The sequence below is a fragment of the Companilactobacillus allii genome (assembly GCF_001971585.1).
In the GTDB taxonomy this organism is placed as follows: domain Bacteria; phylum Bacillota; class Bacilli; order Lactobacillales; family Lactobacillaceae; genus Companilactobacillus; species Companilactobacillus allii.
In genome coordinates, this window is the sequence record NZ_CP019323.1 from 1,757,933 (window position 1) to 1,776,631 (window position 18,699).

The following is an 18,699-nucleotide window of genomic DNA, read 5'->3' on the forward strand; positions in this document are numbered from 1 at the left end:
GGAGATAATGTTTATGAAAGAACAAGAAAAGCTTATTGCTGAAATTAATGAATTGGCACATAAGGCAAAAGCTGGAACAATTACGCACGAAGAAGAGCATCAGCAAGAAGTTCTAAGGAAAAAATATTTAGCAAATTTCCGAGCTGGTTTCAGACAACAAATCGAGACTATGCGCGTGTTTGATAAAGAAGGAAAAGAAGTTACACCAAATAAAGTTAAAGAAATTCAACGTAAAAAAGGATTACGTGACGATTAGTCCTTTTAATTACATTAAATTTTTTGTATCATTATAAGATGTATGGAAAGGGTGAACAATAGATATGGGAATAACAATCGCAGTTGGTATTATAGCTTTATTAGTTGGTGCAGTCGGTGGTTTCTTTGCAGCAAGATATTACATGAAGAAATACTTCGAAGATAATCCACCAATTAATTCTGATATGATTAAGCAAATGATGGCTCAAATGGGACAAAAGCCTTCACAAAAGAAATTAAATCAATTGATGAGTTCAATGAAAACTCAACAAAAGAAAAGCAATAAAAAATAGTTTATAGATTATAGGTCACACGAGATTATTAAATTAATCTTGTGTGACCTATTTTTTTATATAAGGAAAACAAATTACAGCTAAATACGAACTAATATAATTATTTACTATTAAAATTTTCTTTTTTAAAGCGTATCCACGAATAATAATTAACTGTATCAATATAAATGTACGTATTTTGGTTGAAAGATCAAAAAAAAACTGATATTATTTGTTTACTAATAAAGAAAGGGTAAACAAATAATGAAAGACGTTGCAATAATTATGGGATCTATCTCTGATTTAAAGACAATGAATAAGACTGTCGAGACGCTAGAGAAATTAGAAGTTAGTTATGAACTTAAAGTGATATCTGCGCATAGAATGCCACAAGAAATGCTTTATTTTGCCTCTCAAGCTTCTCAAAGACATTTTAAAGTAATTATCGCCGGTGCGGGTGGAGCAGCACACCTACCCGGTATGGTGGCTTCCTCGACGATACTTCCAGTTATAGGTGTACCCGTTCAAACTAAAGCACTTAATGGTATGGATTCATTATTATCGATTGTACAAATGCCTAGTGGTGTTCCTGTGGCTACTGTAGCAATTGGAGAGTCAGGAGCTATAAATGCTGCAATTTTAGCAACTAAAATTTGTGCTCTTGAAAATAAAGAATACGAATCAAATCTTATTAAGTATCAAAAGCAAATGCATGATAATTCTGTTGAAAGTGGGAAGAATCTTGAATAATCAAATTTTATCTGGTTCGACTATCGGAATTATTGGTGGTGGTCAATTAGGACAAATGATGTCTTTATCTGCCAAAGAGAAAGGGTACAAAGTAATTATCTTAGATCCTCAACCTAATTGTTCAGCAGCACAGGTTTCGGATGAACAAATAATCGCTGAATATAGCGATTTAAATGCATTGATTGAATTAGCTAAAAAAGTGGATGTTTTAACATATGAATTTGAAAATGTTGATGCAACGACAATAAAAGAAGTTTCCAAATATACTTATATCCCACAAGGCACTAAGGCCTTGGAAGTAACTCAAAATAGAATTTTTGAAAAAGATTTTTTAGAGAAAAACGATTTTCCAGTAGTTCCACATGAAGTCGTCAGTAGTATTGAAGATTTTACAAAGGCTATCGATGAAATAGGCGCACCTTCAATAATTAAAACCATTCGTGGTGGATATGATGGAAAAGGACAAATTAGAATTAGTTCTACCAATATAAGCGGTATTGAAGATCTCATTTCTTCTGGGGAGTGCATTCTAGAAAAAACAATTATTTTAGAAAAAGAAGTATCGGTTGTTGTTTCTAGAAATGTTGATGGGCAGACTTCTCTTTTTCCTGTGATCGAAAATATCCATCGTGAGAATATACTTCATTTGAGTATATGCCCAGCACGAATTAGCAGTGTTATGGCTGAAAAAATTCAGTTTATTGCTGAAGATATTGCAAATAAGTTAGAACTTGTAGGTACTATGTGTGTTGAATTTTTTATTTCGAATACGGATGAATTGTTTGTTAACGAAATTGCACCTAGGCCACATAACTCAGGACATTTAACGATTGAAGCATGTAATATTTCACAGTTTGATGCACATATTTTGGGTATTTGCAATTTACCTATGCCTAAAATCAAGCAATTTAGTCCAGCCATAATGGTTAATGTATTAGGTCAACATCTTGAAGAATCTAGAAAAAGTGTTTTTAACCATGTTGAGTGGAATTTACATGATTATGGAAAATCTGAAATAAAACACAATAGAAAAATGGGACATATTACGATTTTGACAAAGAATTTAGATGAATCTATAAATAAAATTGAAAAAAATTCAATTTGGGATAAATAGGGAGAAATTATGAATAACGATTTGATTTATTCAGGCAAAGCTAAGGACTTGTTTAAAACCAATAATGAAAATGAATTGTTAGTGGTATATAAAGATCAGGCTACAGCATTAAATGGTAAACGTAAGGAAATAATTCCTGGTAAGGGTGTTTTAAACTGCAAGATTTCCACATTGGTATTTAATTATTTGATTAAAAATGGAATTGAAACACACGTGATTAAGAATATTTCTGATCATGAGCAATTAATAAAGAAGACTGAAGTAATTCCACTCGAAGTTGTTTTGAGGAATCGAGTTTCTGGAAGTTTGGCTAAAAAGTTCGATTTAATGGACGGAGAAATGCTTGAAGAGCCAATTATTGAATTTTATTTCAAGAGTGATGAATTAGGAGATCCATTTATCAATGATTCACAAGTATTATCACTACATATTGCGAAGCAAAAAGAGATTGATTTTGTTAAAGATCAGATATTGAAGATCAACCAATTATTAATTCCATTTTTCAGTAAAGCAAATTTAGATTTAATTGATTTTAAATTAGAATTTGGACGTATCGATGGAAAAATTATTTTGGTTGATGAATTCTCACCTGATAATTGTCGTTTATGGGATCAAACAAGTCATAATTCTTTGGATAAGGATATTTTTAGACAAAAAAAAGGTGACTTGGCTGTCACTTATAAAAAAGTTCTAGATAGAATAATTGCTGAATAGGAGAGAATCATGATACTTGTAAAGGTGTATGTTACTTTGAAAGATTCTGTTGTTGATGTACAAGGCGAGGCTGTTAAGGATGCTATTCACAGTATGAATTATAAGGATGTTCTCGATGTTAGAATTGGAAAATATTTCGAAATCAAATTTGATGATAGAAGTAATAATTTAAAAAGTGAAATCGATTCAATCTGTGACGATCTGTTAGCCAATCCAAATATTGAAAGTTATCGTTATGAAATTGTGGAGGCTAACTGATGAAATTTGCTGTAATAGTCTTTCCTGGTTCTAATTGTGATATGGATTTATATTATGCAATTAAAGATGGTATTAAAGAACAAGTTGAACTAGTCAGTTATAAGGAGACTTCTCTAGATGGATACGACGGTATTTTAATTCCTGGTGGATTTTCATACGGAGATTACTTACGTAGTGGAGCTATTGCAAGTCATGCGCCAATTATTGAAGAAGTAAAGCGTTTTGCAGATCTTGGTAAACCAATCCTAGGCATTTGTAATGGATTTCAAATATTGACTGAAATTGGGTTACTTCCAGGAACATTGATTAATAATCGTCAAAATAGGTTCATTTGTGAGGACGTTGAATTGATAGTTAAAAACGAAGCCACTACATTTACTAATAAGTATAAAAAGAATGAATCAATTACCCTTCCCGTTGCACACGGTGAAGGTAGATATTATTGTGATAATAAAACTTTACAAGAACTAAAAGAGAATAATCAGATTATTTTTGAATATACGTCTGATATAAATGGAAGTGTCGGAAGAATTGCTGGTATAACCAATAAAAAGAAAAATGTATTAGGAATGATGCCTCATCCTGAGCGTGCAATCGAATTAATACTAGGTTCCAAAGATGGATTGAAACTTTTCCAATCAATGATTGAGAACATGAAAATAGAGGTGCAATCATAAATGAATGAACCAACTCCGAAACAAGTTCAAGAAGAGAAAATATATAGTTCATGGGGATTAAGTGATTCTGAGTATAAATTAATCAGTGAAAAGATTCTTGGTCGCCTTCCAAATTATACCGAGACTGGTTTATTTTCAGTTATGTGGAGTGAACATTGTTCTTATAAAAATTCAAAAAAGGTTTTGAGAAAGCTACCTAACAAAGGCCCAAGGGTATTAGCGGGACCAGGTGAAGATGCTGGGATCATTGATATTGGTGATAATCAGGCTGTTGTATTTAAAGCTGAAAGTCATAACCATCCCTCTGCAGTTGAACCTTATCAAGGAGCTGCAACCGGTGTTGGTGGGATTATTAGGGATATTTTTTCAATGGGTGCAACTCCAATTGCACTTTTAAATAGTTTGAAGTTTGGACCAATTAATAATAATCAAACTAAACATTTGGTTAAAGAAGTCGTTGCTGGAATTGGTGGATACGGGAATTGTATCGGTATTCCTACAATTGGTGGAGAAATAGCTTTTGAAAACTGTTACGAAAAAAATCCACTCGTAAATGCTATGTGTATAGGTTTGTTAGATAATACTCAATTCAAACATGGACAAGCTAGTGGAAGTAACAATCTAATTGTCTACGTTGGTGCAAAGACAGGTAGAGATGGTATCCATGGGGCTACTTTTGCCTCTGATGAATTTTCAAACAAAAAAAAGAAACAGCGTTCTGCTGTTCAAGTTGGGAATCCATTTATGGAAAAGCTATTGATGGATGCGTGTGTTGAAATTATTCATGAGCACTCAGAATGGATTTTGGGGATTCAAGATATGGGTGCAGCAGGATTGGTTTCTTCTACAGCGGAAATGGCATCAAAAGCTAAAAGTGGCCTAATTCTTAATTTGGATAATGTACCTCAACGTGAGTCTGATATGACTGCATATGAAATGATGCTTTCAGAGTCGCAGGAACGTATGGTTCTTTGTATTAAACCAGAATTTGAAAAAAGAGTACTGGAATTCTTTTCGAACTTTAATCTTGATGCGGTTGTTATTGGAAAAGTTATCGCTGAAAAACAATATAAGATATATCACGAAGACAAGCTTGTGGTCGACATACCAGTAGATAGTTTGGTTAAGGATGTACCAGAATATGATCATAAAGGTATAAAGCCAAAACGAATAATTGAAAGTAAGAAACAGTTTATTCCAACGATAGATTCATTTAAAGATACATGGCTAAAAGTATTATCGAGTCCAACGATTGCATCCAAAGAATATCTATATAAAACATATGACGCACAAGTTAAGAGCAATACAGTAGTTAAACCCGGATCTGACGCAGGTGTTATACGAATTAGAGGAACAAAAAAAGCAATTGCTTCAACCAACGACAGTAATTCACGATATGTTTATGTTGATCCGTATATTGGTGGTCAAATTACAGTACTAGAAGCCGCCAGAAATATTGTTTCTTCAGGTGGGGTTCCAGTCGGAATCACTGACTGTTTAAATTATGGGAATCCAGAGGACCCTGAGATATTTTGGGAACTAGATCAAAGTGTTCAGGGAATTGCAGATGCTTGTGAGTTTTTAAATGTTCCAGTTATTTCAGGAAATGTATCTTTATACAATGAATTCAATAAAGAAGCAATTTATCCAAGTCCAATGGTTGGTATGGTCGGATTAATTGAAAATATTGATAATATTACAACATCATATTTTAGGAATTCTGGAGATCTGATTTATTTACTTGGTGCTACAAATGACGATTTCAATGGTTCCGAAATTCAAAATATTCAATTAGGAAAAATTGAAGGTTCATTAAATAACGTTGATTTAAAAATTGAAAAGAAAAATCAAGACTTGATCATAGAAGCCATTAAATTAGGATTATTGGAAAGTTGTCATGATTTATCTGAGGGTGGATTAATAACCGCTCTATCAGAATCAGCGTTTAAAAATAGATTAGGCTTTAATATTCAAACAGACATTTCGACAAGAAACATGTTCTCTGAGACACAATCTAGATTTCTTGTAACTGTAAATAGTAAAAATAAAACTAATATTGAATCATTATTCAAGAGTAATTATGAGTGTCTAGGATTCGTAAGTAGTGAACCGATTTTCACCGTTAAGACTCATGATGATGAATTGGACTTAGAGTTAAACGATGTATTTAGTAAGTGGGAAGAGGCCATACCATGTTTAATGAAATAAGTAGTTTACATGAAGAATGCGGAGTTTTTGGTGTTTGGGGTGCTGATAATGCAAATTATCTGACATACTTAGGACTTCATAGTTTGCAACATCGTGGTCAAGAGGGTGCAGGGATAGTCACCAATGAAAATGGTAAACTGCACAGTTATCGAAATCTTGGTTTATTGTCGCAAGTATTTGCCAACAAACAAAGATTGTATGATCTTGTCGGTAATGCAGCCATTGGACATGTCAGATATTCAACCGCTGGTGAGAACAAAATTGAGAATGTTCAACCTCTACTCTTTGACTTTACTGATGAGCAATTTGCACTAGCACATAATGGAAATCTTACTAATTCGATTACTTTAAAAAAAGAATTGGAAAGTAAAGGACATATTTTTAAATCTAGTTCAGATTCTGAAGTACTGATGCATTTAATAAAAATTTCAACTGAAGAAAAGCAGATTGATAAGATCAAAGATGCTCTAAATAAGATCCAAGGCGGTTTTGCCTATTTATTACTGACAAAGGATTCATTGATCGTTGCTTTAGACAGTCATGGATTTAGACCACTTTCAATTGGTAAATTGAACAATGGTTCATATGTTGTGGCAAGTGAAACTTGTGCACTAGATGCAGTTAATGCTGAATTTGTCAGAGATGTGTTACCAGGTGAATTGATTACAATTTCTGACAAAGGGATGGAAATCGATCATTGGACAAATGATACTAAGTTAGCATTTTGTTCAATGGAATTTGTTTATTTTGCCAGGGCTGATTCAGATCTATTGGGTATAAATGTTCATACTGCAAGAAAACGTATGGGTAAAAGATTAGCTAAGGAACAACCTGTTGATGGGGATATTGTAGTGGGGGTTCCTAATTCGTCATTGTCGGCTGCTAGTGGATTTGCGGAAGAGAGTGGTCTTCCATATGAAATGGGATTAATTAAGAACCAATATATGGGTCGAGAATTCATACAGCCTACACAAGAATTACGAGAGAAATCTGTTAGACAGAAACTAGCGGCAGTTAAGGGTGTTGTTAGAGATAAGAAAGTCATTTTAGTTGATGATTCAATTGTACGTGGCACTACTTGTGCATATATTGTAAGAATGCTTAGAGAAGCTGGAGCAAAAGAGGTTCATTTGAGAATTGCTTCACCACAGTTTAAGTTTCCATGTTTCTTTGGAATAGATATACAAAAGAAAAGTGAATTATTAGCATCACACAAATCCATTGAAGAAATGCGCAAAATGTTTGATGCCGACTCATTAGAGTTTCTCAGTGAAGATGGTTTGGTAGATGCTATTGGCTTAAAAACAGATGGTCCGGATACAGGATTAGATTTGTCATATTTTGATGGTAATTATCCCGCATATCTTTATGATTATGCAGAGACTGACGCTTAAGGAGAATGAAATGTCGAATCCATATAAAGACGCCGGTGTAAATGTTGAATCAGGCTACAGAATATCCAAATTTGTCAAAAAGAATATCGATGGCAATGGCTCTAATAATATAGGCAACTTTGGTGGTATGTATGAAATACCACAGGGTTATAGGAATCCAGTTTTAATATCCAGTAATGATGGGGTTGGAACTAAATTATTGTTGACTATTCAAAACTGTAAATTGGATACAATTGGGATTGATTGTGTTGCAATGTGCGTTAACGATATTATTGCGCAAGGTGCAAGACCACTGTATTTTCTTGATTATATTTCTACGGGTAAAGTTGATGGTAAAGTCGAAGAGATTTTAAAGGGCGTTATAGCGGGATGTGATTTGGCAGGTATTGATTTGATTGGTGGAGAAACTGCCGAAATGCCAGATGTTTATTCTGAAACCAGTTATGATATTGCAGGATTTTCTGTTGGAATTGCTGAAAAAAGTGCAGTTTTGAATCAGGAAAATGTTGAAGAAGGCGACGTATTAATTGGTATTTCATCAAGTGGGTTACATTCAAACGGTTATTCATTGGTGAGAAAAATTCTTTTTAAAGACAATAAATTTGATATGGATACTAAATTGCCTGAGTTAAAACATGGTAGTCTGGGTGATTACTTGTTGGAACCAACTAGAATTTATGCAAAAGATATTTTGCCATTACTTGATAAAAAACTAGTGCACGGAATATCTCACATTACAGGTGGAGGATTTTTTGAAAACATTCCACGTATGTTACCCGACAAATTGACTGCCAGAATTGATACAAGAAAATGGAAGCAACCAGAAATATTTGATGCACTTTGTAAATATGGAAAACTTGCCCCATTAGATATGTATCACATATTTAATATGGGATTGGGTATGGTTATAGCCGTATCTCCTGATCAGGAGCAAGAAGTATTGTCCATTTTAAATCGAGACAAAAGTCAAGCTTATAGAATTGGAGACGTTATTAACCGAATCAAAAATCCAATTGAGTTATTGGGGGTTAATAAATGAAAGCTGCAATTTTTGCTTCAGGAAATGGAACCAACTTTGAAGCAATAGCAAAATCTAAAAAATTATTTGATGATGGATTAGAAATTAAATTATTAGTTTGTGATAAGCCAAATGCTCCAGTTATTTTTAAGGCAAAGAAATTAGGTATTCCGGTTTTTATCAATAATTTAGATGATTTTGACACACGGGCTGATTATGAAAGAGAAATTGTAAATGTATTGAGCCCTTTAGACATTGATTATATTTTTTTAGCGGGATATATGCGAGTGGTGACAAATGTCTTATTGGATCATTATCCTAATAAGATAATCAATATTCATCCTTCACTTTTGCCTAAGTTTTCAGGCTTAAATGCAATTGAACGAGCATTTGATTCTGGTGAGAAGCAAACAGGTGTAACAATTCATTATATTGATGAAGGCGTCGATACAGGGCCAATTATTTTACAAAAGATTGTTCCAATCTCTAATAATGACACCGTTGAAACTCTAGAGAAAAGAATTCATGAAAATGAACATATTATGTATATTGAGGTAATTTCTGAATTAATAAAAAACGAGGGAGAAAATAGAAATCATGAAAAAGGCATTGATTAGTGTTTCCGATAAAACTGGAGTAGTAGAATTTGCGCAAGGATTAATCAAAAATGGTTTTGAGATTATTTCAACTGGTGGTACATATAAAAAATTAAAAGATAATGATGTTCCTGTTATTGAGATTGACCAGGTTACAGGATTTCCTGAAATTTTAGATGGCAGAGTTAAAACATTACACCCAAAGGTACATGCTGGATTGCTTGCGAAGCGTGATAATCCCGAACATATGGCAACTTTAAAAAAGTTAAAAATCGATACAATTGATTTGGTTTGTGTAAATTTGTACCCATTTAAAGAAACTATAACTAAAAAAGATGTAACAGTTCCTGAAGCCATTGAACAGATTGATATTGGTGGACCATCAATGATACGTTCAGCTTCAAAGAACTATCAAAGTGTGTATGTAGTCGTTGATAAGAATGACTATGAAAATGTCTTGGAACATATTGTGGATTCAAAAGATATTAACTTTAGACAAAAGTTAGCAGCTAAAGCTTTCAGACATACAGCGCAATATGACAGTATTATTGCGGGTTATCTATCTAATTTGGGTAATGAGGAATTCCCCGATGTTGAAAATTTATCGTATGACTTTAAACAATCATTGAGATATGGTGAAAATTCGCATCAAAAGGCAGCATTTTACAGTAGTTCTCTACCTTCAAAGTATTCTATTTCTTCAGCAAAACAATTACATGGTAAAGAGTTATCATTTAATAATATAAAGGATGCTGATGCAGCACTTAGAATCGTATCTGACTTCAATCAGCCTTGTGTCGTTGCCTTAAAACATATGAACCCATGTGGTGTTGGCATTGATGAAGAAAGCATCCACAAGGCTTGGCAAAAAGCCTTTAGCGCTGATAAAATCTCGATTTTTGGTGGAATAATTGCCTTTAATAGGGAAGTTACTGCGGAAGTAGCCGAAGAATTACATAAGATATTCCTTGAAATTGTTATTGCACCTAGTTTTACTGATGAAGCACTAGAAATCCTAGAAGCAAAGAAAAATATTCGTTTATTGACTTTAGATTTCTCTGAAGCTAAGAATGCAGACAAATATGAATATACTTCAGTTATGGGTGGTCTTTTGGTTCAAGAAAGAGATATCGTTGTTGATAGTACAAATGATTTTAAAGTTGTAACTAAAAAACAACCAACTGAAGATGAAATACAGGCATTATTATTTGGTCAAAGAATAGTTAAACACGTGAAGAGTAATGCGATTGTCATCTCCACTGGAGACCAAACATTAGGTATAGGCGCAGGACAAATGAACCGAATCGGATCAGTTAAAATAGCCATTGAACAAGAAGAATCAGGGGATAAACATTCACCACTTATAATGGCATCTGACGCATTTTTCCCAATGGATGATTGTGTCAAATATGCTGCAGAACATGGTATTACTGCAATTATTCAACCTGGTGGATCAATTCATGATCAAGATTCGATTGATATGGCAAATAAATATGGTATTACGATGATCTGTACAGGCAGACGTCATTTTAGACACTAGTGAGGTGCTGTATGAAGATTTTAGTAGTTGGTTCTGGCGCTAGAGAACATGCAATATGTGATGCATTGACTTCAGAAAAGAATAAGATTTTTTGTGCACCGGGTAATGACGGGATGCAACTTATGGGAATCAATACAGTTCATATAAAAGAAACTGATTTTAGTGAATTGGTAAATTTCGCAATTTCAGAGAATATTGCTTATACAATTGTTGGGCCTGAGGCACCATTGGTGGATGGCATAGTAGATTTCTTTGAGGCTCGAGGATTAAGAATCTTCGGTCCAAATAAGTATGCGGCGCAAATAGAAGGTTCTAAGTCGTTTACTAAGAATTTGTTAAAGATGGCAAGTATACCAACAGCTGAATATCAAGAATTCTTTGATTTTAATGAAGCAATGAGATTCTTGAATAATAAGAAAACTGATTTTCCAATTGTTATAAAAGCAGATGGGCTCGCTAGTGGAAAAGGGGTCTATATAGCTAATAATGTAGATGATAGTAGGAAAATAGTTTCAGAATTATTACGAGAACATAAATTTGAAACAAATAAAATTGTTGTCGAAGAATTTTTGGATGGTGAGGAATTCTCATTGATGGCGTTTGTGAATAATGGGAAGTACTATCCTATGCCAATCGCACAAGATTATAAAAAACTTCATGACAATGATGAGGGACCTAATACTGGGGGGATGGGTGCTGTATGTCCAGTACAAAATATTTCTAATTCCACGTATGAAACAGCAGTTAATAAGGTTATCAGACCATTTGTTGAAATATTGGCAGAAGAGAATATTAAATACACTGGTATTTTGTACGCAGGATTAATCAAAACTAAGAATGGAATAAAGGTTATTGAATTTAACGTTAGATTTGGTGATCCAGAAACTGAGGTTGTTTTGCCACGCCTCAAGAACAATTTTTCTGAAGTAATCTTATCTATCTTAAATGATGATGATCCAGAAATTGAATGGGATGATCAGGGTATTAATCTTGGAGTATTCGTTTCAAGTAGTGGATATCCTGAAAACCCACAAATCAATGAAAATTTAGGATCAGTTGATTCATTTGAAGATGCTAAGTGCAAATTGAACTTTGCTGGAGTAGTGAGGAAAAATGGCTCAATGTATAGTAATGGTGGGAGATTATATCTCATGTCTAGTCATGCTAATGACTTAGTAGATGCTCGTCAGAAAATATATAATGAGCTCGAAAAATTGGATACAAAAAATGTCTTCTATCGTAAAGATATAGGAAAAAATTCAATATAAATTAAAAGCCAGCAGTGAACAATAGTTCACAACTGGCTTTTTTCGTGCAATAATTTAGAAGCTGTTATTTTTTAACTGGTGGAACATATTTGAAGTCTGGGTTAATTTTTTTATCAATCTTATTCCAGGAATCCTCCATATCATCGTTAACTTGTTTAGTTTGTTGTTCATCAAGCTTTGCTTTGAAGTCAAAGTCTATCTCAGGCCCAATACCAATAGTTATTTTTTGATGTTTAAGTAGACCACTGAATTTCAAGGGTCCTTGATAAACAAACGGAACTAAGGGAGCCTTTGATAATTTAGCAATCAATGAGGCTCCACCTTTGAGATCATCTGAGTATCTAGTTCCAGAAGGAAACATAATTAGAATTTGCTTTTTCTTTTTTAAGGCCTTGACTGGAGTTTTTATAACAGAGGGTCCGGGATGTTTTCTATCAACTGGAAAGGCGTGTGCATGAACCAAAATGTATCTTAGAATTGGATTTTTAAATAATTCGATTTTTGCCATAAAGGTTGCTTCTCGAGGCGCAATTACTAATGCAAAAAATATTGGTTCCCACCAAGTTCTATGTGGTGCAACTATAATGAAGGGCTTGTCAGGTAAGTTTTCTTTACCGTTAATTTCATATTTACCATTTAACAGCCAAACAATACCCTTTGCAATAACACGTATAAATTTATAAAACATTAATTATCATTCTCCCCAAAATAATTTTTACTTAATTAAAATACCACAAAGCAGGTGTTACATGTCTAATATTTCTAAAGATATAATTTCTAACAGTGGAATTACTATCAATCAAAACAAAGAACTGTATTCATTTAACCTAGATACTATTTTACTTTATAACTTTGCAAGACCAATAAAAAAGGGAAAGATTGTCGATCTTTGTTCAGGAAATGGTGCATTAGGTCTTAGTCTAGCCTCCAAAACTAGCGCTCACATTTATTTAGTAGAGTTACAAAAAGAACTTTCTAAGCTAGCAGAAAAAAGCTTAGTTGATAACGACTTGATGAGTCAAGTTACTAGTATTAATGATGACATAAAAAACGTACAGAAATATCTTCATCATGATTCAATAGATATGATAGTTTGTAATCCACCTTATTTTACTTCAAAAGACTCTACTATCATAAAAGATAATCCTATTTTGGCAATAGCCCGTCATGAATTGAAGACTGATTTAAACGAAGTATTATATACCATCAAAGTTTTACTTAAAGAAAATTCTCATGTCTATATTGTTTACAGACCTGATAGGTTGAGCGAATTATTCAGTAAAATGTCTGATAATAAAATTCAACCCAAAAGAATTCGTTTTGTTAGATCACACATTAATGATGATGCTAATTTGGTATTAGTTGATGCAATAAAAACGGTAAAGGAATCTTCATTAAAAGTTGAGCCGGATTTGATCATGTATGAAAATGATAAGCTAAGTTTGGAGGCAAAAAAGCAGATTGAAGGTATATAGTGACTATTACGTCTACATTTTGCTTTGTGCGGACCAAACATTTTATATAGGGACCAGTAACAATGTATTAAAAAGAGTTGAAACACATAATGCCGGTAGAGGTGCAAAGTACACAAAAGCTCGTCGTCCTGTTAAATTGTTATATTATGAAAATTTACATGATAAATCTGAAGCACTTAAGCGGGAAATTAAATTAAAAAAACTTAATCGTGTCAAAAAAGAATCTTTTTTACAAGAAAATGGAATTAATTGGCGTGATTTCTTGATTTAATAGAGAAATTACCCTATAATATTTTCTTGTATTGAATACACACACTTAACGATTTGGTTGTTGGTGCGCTAATGCGTCTCAACCGAACAAGACTTAAGTGGAGGTAAAAACCAGGAGGAATTTTTTATGTCAGTTATTTCTATGAAACAACTACTTGAAGCCGGTGTACATTTTGGACACCAAACAAGACGTTGGAACCCAAAGATGAAGCCATTTATTTTTACACAAAGAAATGGTATTTACATCATTGATCTACAAAAAACAGTTCGCATGATCGACGATGCTTACAATTACATGAAGGCCGTTGCTGGTGATGATGGTATCTTCTTGTTTGTTGGTACTAAGAAACAAGCACAAGATGCTATTGAAGAAGAAGCAACACGTGCCGGTCAATATTACGTTAACCACCGTTGGTTAGGTGGTACATTGACAAACTGGAACACAATCCAAAAACGTATCAAGAGATTAAAGGATATCAAAGCAATGGCTGAAGATGGTACTTTCGAACGTCTTCCTAAAAAAGAAGTTGCTTTGCTTACAAAACAACAAGCTAAGTTAGAGAAGTTCCTTGGTGGTATCGAAGATATGCCAAGAATTCCTGATGTTATGTTCATTGTTGACCCTCATAAGGAAAACATTGCTGTTAATGAAGCTAAGAAGCTTAACATTCCTATCGTAGCTATGGTTGATACAAATACTGATCCAGATGACATCGATGTTATCATCCCATCAAACGATGATGCTATTCGTGCCGTTCGCCTAATTGTTTCTAAGATGGCTGATGCTATCGTTGAAGGCAAACAAGGTGAAGAATCAGTTTCTGCTGATGATTTTGCTAAAGATGATAAAACATCTGACGACAAATCAATCGAAGATGTTGCTGAATCAACTAATAATGGTAACGAAAACTAAAATTATAAATAGTTATGAATAGAGTCATCTGAGTAAGATGGCTTTATTTATACGACTGGAGGATATTCATGGCTAAAATTACTGCTGCTCAAGTTAAAGAATTACGTGATAAGACAAGTGTTGGTATGATGGATGCTAAAAAAGCATTGGTTTCTGCTGATGGTGATATGCAAAAAGCTATCGACGAACTTCGTGAAAAGGGTATTGCTAAAGCTGCCAAGAAGAATAGCCGTATTGCTGCTGAAGGTTTAGCAGAAATCGTTATTGCTGGTAACAAAGCTGCTATCTATGAAGTAAATTCAGAAACAGACTTTGTATCATCAAATGATAAGTTCAAGGATCTTGTAAGTAAGATTGGTAAGGCTCTTGTTGAAGGCGAACCCAAAACAATGGATGAAGCTTTGGCACTTAAAGCTGGAGACGAAACAATCAACGATGCAATCACTGGTTTAACAGCCGTTATCGGTGAAAAAATCACTTTAAGACGTTTCCAAGTTGTTGAAAAGAGTGATGCACAAGTGTTTGGATCATACCTACATAATGGTGGTTTGATTGCTGCACTTACAGTTCTTAATGGTTCTGATGAAGAAGCAGCTAAGGATGTTGCAATGCATGTTGCTGCTATTAATCCTACTTACCTTAATCGTGATGCTGTACCTGCTGATGTTTTGGAACATGAAAAGAAAGTGTTCACTGAAGAAACAAAGGCCGAAGGTAAACCTGAAAAGATTATTCCAAGAATCGTTGAAGGTCGTTTAAATAAATACTTATCAGAGATTAGTTTAGCTGATCAAGAGTTTGTTAAAGACTCAGATATGACAGTTCAACAATATGTTGAATCAAAGAAGAGCTCACTTGTATCTTACGTTCGTTTTGAAGTTGGAGAAGGTATTGAAAAAGCTCAAGACAATTTTGTTGATGAAGTTATGAACCAAATCAAATAATAATTAATTTTTATTGGAGGATCGCTTAATTCATTTGAATTAAACGATCTTTTCTTATATATAGGATAATTTGAATCAAAATTTATGTAAAATTAACTATTATTACAATCTATGGTATACGATTATGTTAAAATATTTAGTAGCAAAATTAAAGGAGAGTACTTATGCCTGATATCAAGTATAAAAGAATTATATTAAAAGTTTCTGGTGAAGCATTGGCTGGAGAAAAAGGATTTGGAATTAATCCTCCAGTTATTAAAAAAATTGCTGAACAAATTAAAAGTGTTCATGACCTTGGCGTACAAATAGCTATCGTTTGTGGTGGTGGAAATATTTGGCGTGGTGAAACTGGTGCAGAAATGGGAATGGACCGTGCACAAGCTGATTACATGGGTATGATGGCAACTGTAATGAACGGTCTAGCATTACAAGATGGTTTGGAACAATTGGACGTTCCTACGCGTGTACAGACATCTATTGAGATGAGACAGGTTGCAGAGCCATATATCAGAAGAAAGGCTGTAAGACATCTTGAAAAGGGTCGTGTGGTCATTTTTGCTGGTGGTACTGGTAATCCATACTTCTCTACAGATACAACTTCAGTATTACGTGCAGCTGAAATTGAAGCCGATGTAATTTTGATGGCTAAAAACAATGTTGATGGTGTTTATTCAGCAGATCCAAAGAAAGATCCTAAGGCTAAAAAGTATGATGAATTGACACAACTTGATATTATTAATAAGAATCTCGGTGTAATGGACTCAACTGCTTCGTCATTATCAATGGATAACAATATTCCATTAATTGTTTTCAATTTAAATGAACCAGAAAATATTAAAAAGGTTGTTCAAGGCGAGAATATTGGAACAATCATAAAGGGTGGTAGCAATGACTAATAGTGCAATATCTAAAGCTCAAGAGAACATGAAAAAATCAATTGATGTTTTGAGAAAAGAATTGGCTAATATTCGTGCAGGTAAGGCTAATGCTTCAATTCTTAGCAACGTCCAAGTTGAGTATTACGGATCAAACGTACCATTGAATCAAGTGGCTTCAATCAATATTCCAGAAGCTAGAGTTTTGTTAATTACTCCCTACGACAAATCTTCATTGGATGCTATTGAACATTCAATAAATTCATCTGATTTGGGATTGAATCCAGCTAATGATGGAAATGTTATTAGATTGGTCATTCCACAATTAACTGGTGAACGTAGACAAGAAATTGCTAAACAAGTTGGTAAAGAAGCTGAGGAAACACGTATCGCTGTTCGTAATGTAAGACGTGATGCAATGGACGATATAAAGAAACAACAAAAAAACAGTGACATTACAGAAGATGACTTGCATAATTTAGAAAAGCAAGTTCAAAAGGTTACTGATAAAGCTGTTGCTGATATTAATGATATTGCAGCTGCAAAAGAAAAGGAAATTACTGAAGGTTAACCTTCAGAGTGCTGGTTTATGACAGAAATTAAAAAAACTGACTTAAGTTCTGATTTGAGAGTTCCAAAACATATTGCGATTATTATGGACGGCAATGGTAGATGGGCCAAACGTAGCGGTCAACCACGCATTGCTGGACATAAAGAAGGAATGAATAATGTTAAGCGCATAGCCACTTCTGCGAGTCACATGGGTGTTAAAGTTTTAAGCCTTTATGCCTTTTCTACAGAGAATTGGAGTAGACCAAGCAAAGAGGTCAATTTTCTTATGCGTTTACCAGTAGATTTCTTTGGAACTTTTATGCCAGATTTAATTAAAGAAAATATAAAAGTTTTAATTACAGGTTTTACTGATCACTTACCTGACAAAACAAAGAAAGTCGTCTTTAAGGCTATGGACGATACAAAGGATAATACCGGTATGGTATTGAACTTTGCGTTTAACTATGGTGGACGTGCCGAAATTGTTAATGCAGCAAAAAAGTTGGCAAAACAAGCTGTTGATGGATCAATTAATCCTGATGATATTGACGATACAATGTTTGCTGACCAGCTGTTAACGAGTCCTTTGGGTGAATTGGCTGATCCTGATCTATTGATCAGAACTAGTGGTGAAGAGAGAATCTCCAATTTCTTATTGTGGCAATTGGCTTATTCAGAGATGGTATTTGATAAAACTTATTGGCCAGATTTTACAGCTAGTAATTTAGCTGAAGATATAAAAATATATAATGACCGCGATCGTCGTTTTGGTTCGATTTAATTTGGGGGAAGAGTATGAGACAACGTGTAATCACAGCTGTCATTGCTTTAGCAATATTCATTCCAATTTTACTTGCGGGTGGAATTTGGCTAGAAATTGCAGCAGCAGTGTTGGCATCAATTGGTATATTTGAAATATACATCATGCGAAAAAGAATTATTGTTTCAATGGACTTTGTAATTACGATATTGGGAACATTGGCTATTGCCGTCCCACTTAATTTTTATAAAAGTTGGTTACCAGAAAGTTTCACACGTTTGGACGTATTTTACGTTTTTGCAGTGTTATTATTACTGATAACAGTATTTTCTAAGAACAAATTTAACTTTGAAGATGTTGGTGTTTCAGTAGTATCAATGATATATATAGGAACAGGTTTCCATTATCTTGCTTCTGTTAGGAATTCTGCTGGTGGTTTTGGTTTACTTATGTATGCCTTGATAGTTGTCTGGTCAACTGATATTTTTGCATATCAATTTGGTCGTAAAATTGGTAAGCATAAGTTATGGCCAGCAATTAGTCCCAATAAAACATGGGAAGGTACAATTGGCGGAGTTGTTTCTGCTTTAGTATTGTCAGGTATTTATGTATACTTTGTTCCACAAGCATATTCATTAACTACAATGCTTATGATTTCCTTTGTCCTATCTGCATTTGGACAATTAGGTGATCTAGTAGAATCAGCATATAAGAGATTTTATAAAGTAAAGGATTCTGGAAATATTTTGCCGGGTCATGGTGGAATTTTGGACAGATTTGACAGTATGTTAATTGTCTTACCTTTGTTACATATTTTTGGCCTAGTTTAGGCATTCGTGGAGGTTG

At 33.9% G+C, this 18,699-nt stretch carries 22 protein-coding genes; 21 read left to right on the forward strand and 1 reads right to left on the reverse strand.

Annotated elements, in window-relative coordinates; genetic code table 11:
• Positions 1-13: 13 nt before the first annotated feature.
• The 13 genes from BTM29_RS08610 (at position 14) to purD (ending at position 12,064) form a co-directional block, all read left to right on the forward strand.
• On the forward strand, positions 14-256 hold the full coding sequence (locus BTM29_RS08610) for a DUF896 domain-containing protein (RefSeq protein ID WP_120270382.1): 243 nt from the start codon (positions 14-16) through the stop codon (positions 254-256).
• Positions 257-320: 64 nt separating this feature from the next.
• Positions 321-548, forward strand: coding sequence for a YneF family protein (locus BTM29_RS08615; RefSeq protein ID WP_076616170.1), 228 nt, complete (start codon positions 321-323; stop codon positions 546-548).
• A gap of 243 nt (positions 549-791) precedes the next feature.
• Positions 792-1,277, forward strand: coding sequence for a 5-(carboxyamino)imidazole ribonucleotide mutase (gene purE / locus BTM29_RS08620; protein ID WP_076616174.1), 486 nt, complete (start codon positions 792-794; stop codon positions 1,275-1,277).
• Complete coding sequence (gene purK, locus BTM29_RS08625) at positions 1,270-2,391, forward strand: 5-(carboxyamino)imidazole ribonucleotide synthase (protein ID WP_076616179.1); 1,122 nt, start codon at positions 1,270-1,272, stop codon at positions 2,389-2,391. The genes purE and purK overlap by 8 nt, the downstream gene beginning before the upstream one ends.
• Before the next feature lie 9 nt (positions 2,392-2,400).
• Positions 2,401-3,105, forward strand: a complete 705-nt coding sequence (gene purC / locus BTM29_RS08630; RefSeq protein ID WP_076616182.1) for a phosphoribosylaminoimidazolesuccinocarboxamide synthase — start codon at positions 2,401-2,403, stop codon at positions 3,103-3,105.
• Positions 3,106-3,114: 9 nt separating this feature from the next.
• Positions 3,115-3,363 carry a phosphoribosylformylglycinamidine synthase subunit PurS gene (gene purS / locus BTM29_RS08635; RefSeq protein WP_076616184.1) on the forward strand — a complete coding sequence of 83 codons (249 nt, stop codon included), beginning with the start codon at positions 3,115-3,117 and terminating at the stop codon, positions 3,361-3,363.
• Positions 3,363-4,040 carry a phosphoribosylformylglycinamidine synthase subunit PurQ gene (purQ, locus tag BTM29_RS08640; RefSeq protein ID WP_076616187.1) on the forward strand — a complete coding sequence of 226 codons (678 nt, stop codon included), beginning with the start codon at positions 3,363-3,365 and terminating at the stop codon, positions 4,038-4,040. Before purS ends, purQ begins: the two co-directional genes overlap by 1 nt.
• Positions 4,041-6,248, forward strand: coding sequence for a phosphoribosylformylglycinamidine synthase subunit PurL (purL, locus tag BTM29_RS08645; protein ID WP_076616190.1), 2,208 nt, complete (start codon positions 4,041-4,043; stop codon positions 6,246-6,248).
• On the forward strand, positions 6,233-7,642 hold the full coding sequence (gene purF, locus BTM29_RS08650; RefSeq protein ID WP_076616192.1) for an amidophosphoribosyltransferase: 1,410 nt from the start codon (positions 6,233-6,235) through the stop codon (positions 7,640-7,642). The genes purL and purF overlap by 16 nt, the downstream gene beginning before the upstream one ends.
• A gap of 10 nt (positions 7,643-7,652) precedes the next feature.
• Entirely contained in the window at positions 7,653-8,681 is a 1,029-nt protein-coding gene (gene purM / locus BTM29_RS08655) for a phosphoribosylformylglycinamidine cyclo-ligase (protein WP_076616195.1), read from the forward strand.
• Positions 8,678-9,277 carry a phosphoribosylglycinamide formyltransferase gene (gene purN, locus BTM29_RS08660; RefSeq protein WP_076616198.1) on the forward strand — a complete coding sequence of 200 codons (600 nt, stop codon included), beginning with the start codon at positions 8,678-8,680 and terminating at the stop codon, positions 9,275-9,277. Before purM ends, purN begins: the two co-directional genes overlap by 4 nt.
• Positions 9,258-10,796 carry a bifunctional phosphoribosylaminoimidazolecarboxamide formyltransferase/IMP cyclohydrolase gene (gene purH / locus BTM29_RS08665; RefSeq protein ID WP_076616201.1) on the forward strand — a complete coding sequence of 513 codons (1,539 nt, stop codon included), beginning with the start codon at positions 9,258-9,260 and terminating at the stop codon, positions 10,794-10,796. Before purN ends, purH begins: the two co-directional genes overlap by 20 nt.
• Positions 10,797-10,807: 11 nt before the next feature.
• Positions 10,808-12,064 (forward strand): phosphoribosylamine--glycine ligase, encoded by a 1,257-nt coding sequence (purD, locus tag BTM29_RS08670; protein WP_076616203.1) that lies wholly within the window; start codon positions 10,808-10,810, stop codon positions 12,062-12,064.
• Between the two features lie 64 nt (positions 12,065-12,128).
• Here the strand turns inward: purD and BTM29_RS08675 are convergent, their stop codons facing one another.
• Positions 12,129-12,752 carry a lysophospholipid acyltransferase family protein gene (locus BTM29_RS08675; protein WP_076616206.1) on the reverse strand — a complete coding sequence of 208 codons (624 nt, stop codon included), beginning with the start codon at positions 12,750-12,752 and terminating at the stop codon, positions 12,129-12,131.
• A 61-nt stretch (positions 12,753-12,813) separates the two neighbouring features.
• Between BTM29_RS08675 and BTM29_RS08680 the strand changes: the two genes are divergently transcribed.
• The 8 genes from BTM29_RS08680 to BTM29_RS08715 all read left to right on the forward strand — a co-directional run bounded on the left by BTM29_RS08680 (position 12,814) and on the right by BTM29_RS08715 (position 18,683).
• On the forward strand, positions 12,814-13,539 hold the full coding sequence (locus BTM29_RS08680) for a tRNA1(Val) (adenine(37)-N6)-methyltransferase (protein ID WP_076616208.1): 726 nt from the start codon (positions 12,814-12,816) through the stop codon (positions 13,537-13,539).
• Positions 13,526-13,810: a GIY-YIG nuclease family protein gene (locus BTM29_RS08685; RefSeq protein ID WP_076616211.1), complete on the forward strand. Its 285-nt coding sequence runs from the start codon at positions 13,526-13,528 to the stop codon at positions 13,808-13,810. The genes BTM29_RS08680 and BTM29_RS08685 overlap by 14 nt, the downstream gene beginning before the upstream one ends.
• 126 nt (positions 13,811-13,936) lie before the next feature.
• Positions 13,937-14,722: a 30S ribosomal protein S2 gene (rpsB, locus tag BTM29_RS08690; protein ID WP_076616214.1), complete on the forward strand. Its 786-nt coding sequence runs from the start codon at positions 13,937-13,939 to the stop codon at positions 14,720-14,722.
• Between the two features lie 68 nt (positions 14,723-14,790).
• Positions 14,791-15,666, forward strand: coding sequence for a translation elongation factor Ts (gene tsf / locus BTM29_RS08695; protein ID WP_076616216.1), 876 nt, complete (start codon positions 14,791-14,793; stop codon positions 15,664-15,666).
• A gap of 164 nt (positions 15,667-15,830) precedes the next feature.
• Entirely contained in the window at positions 15,831-16,562 is a 732-nt protein-coding gene (pyrH, locus tag BTM29_RS08700) for a UMP kinase (RefSeq protein ID WP_076616219.1), read from the forward strand.
• Positions 16,555-17,112, forward strand: a complete 558-nt coding sequence (gene frr, locus BTM29_RS08705) for a ribosome recycling factor (RefSeq protein WP_076616222.1) — start codon at positions 16,555-16,557, stop codon at positions 17,110-17,112. Before pyrH ends, frr begins: the two co-directional genes overlap by 8 nt.
• Before the next feature lie 18 nt (positions 17,113-17,130).
• Positions 17,131-17,874 (forward strand): isoprenyl transferase, encoded by a 744-nt coding sequence (locus BTM29_RS08710; protein WP_076616224.1) that lies wholly within the window; start codon positions 17,131-17,133, stop codon positions 17,872-17,874.
• Positions 17,875-17,888: 14 nt separating this feature from the next.
• Positions 17,889-18,683 (forward strand): phosphatidate cytidylyltransferase, encoded by a 795-nt coding sequence (locus BTM29_RS08715; RefSeq protein WP_076616227.1) that lies wholly within the window; start codon positions 17,889-17,891, stop codon positions 18,681-18,683.
• Positions 18,684-18,699 lie beyond the last annotated feature (16 nt).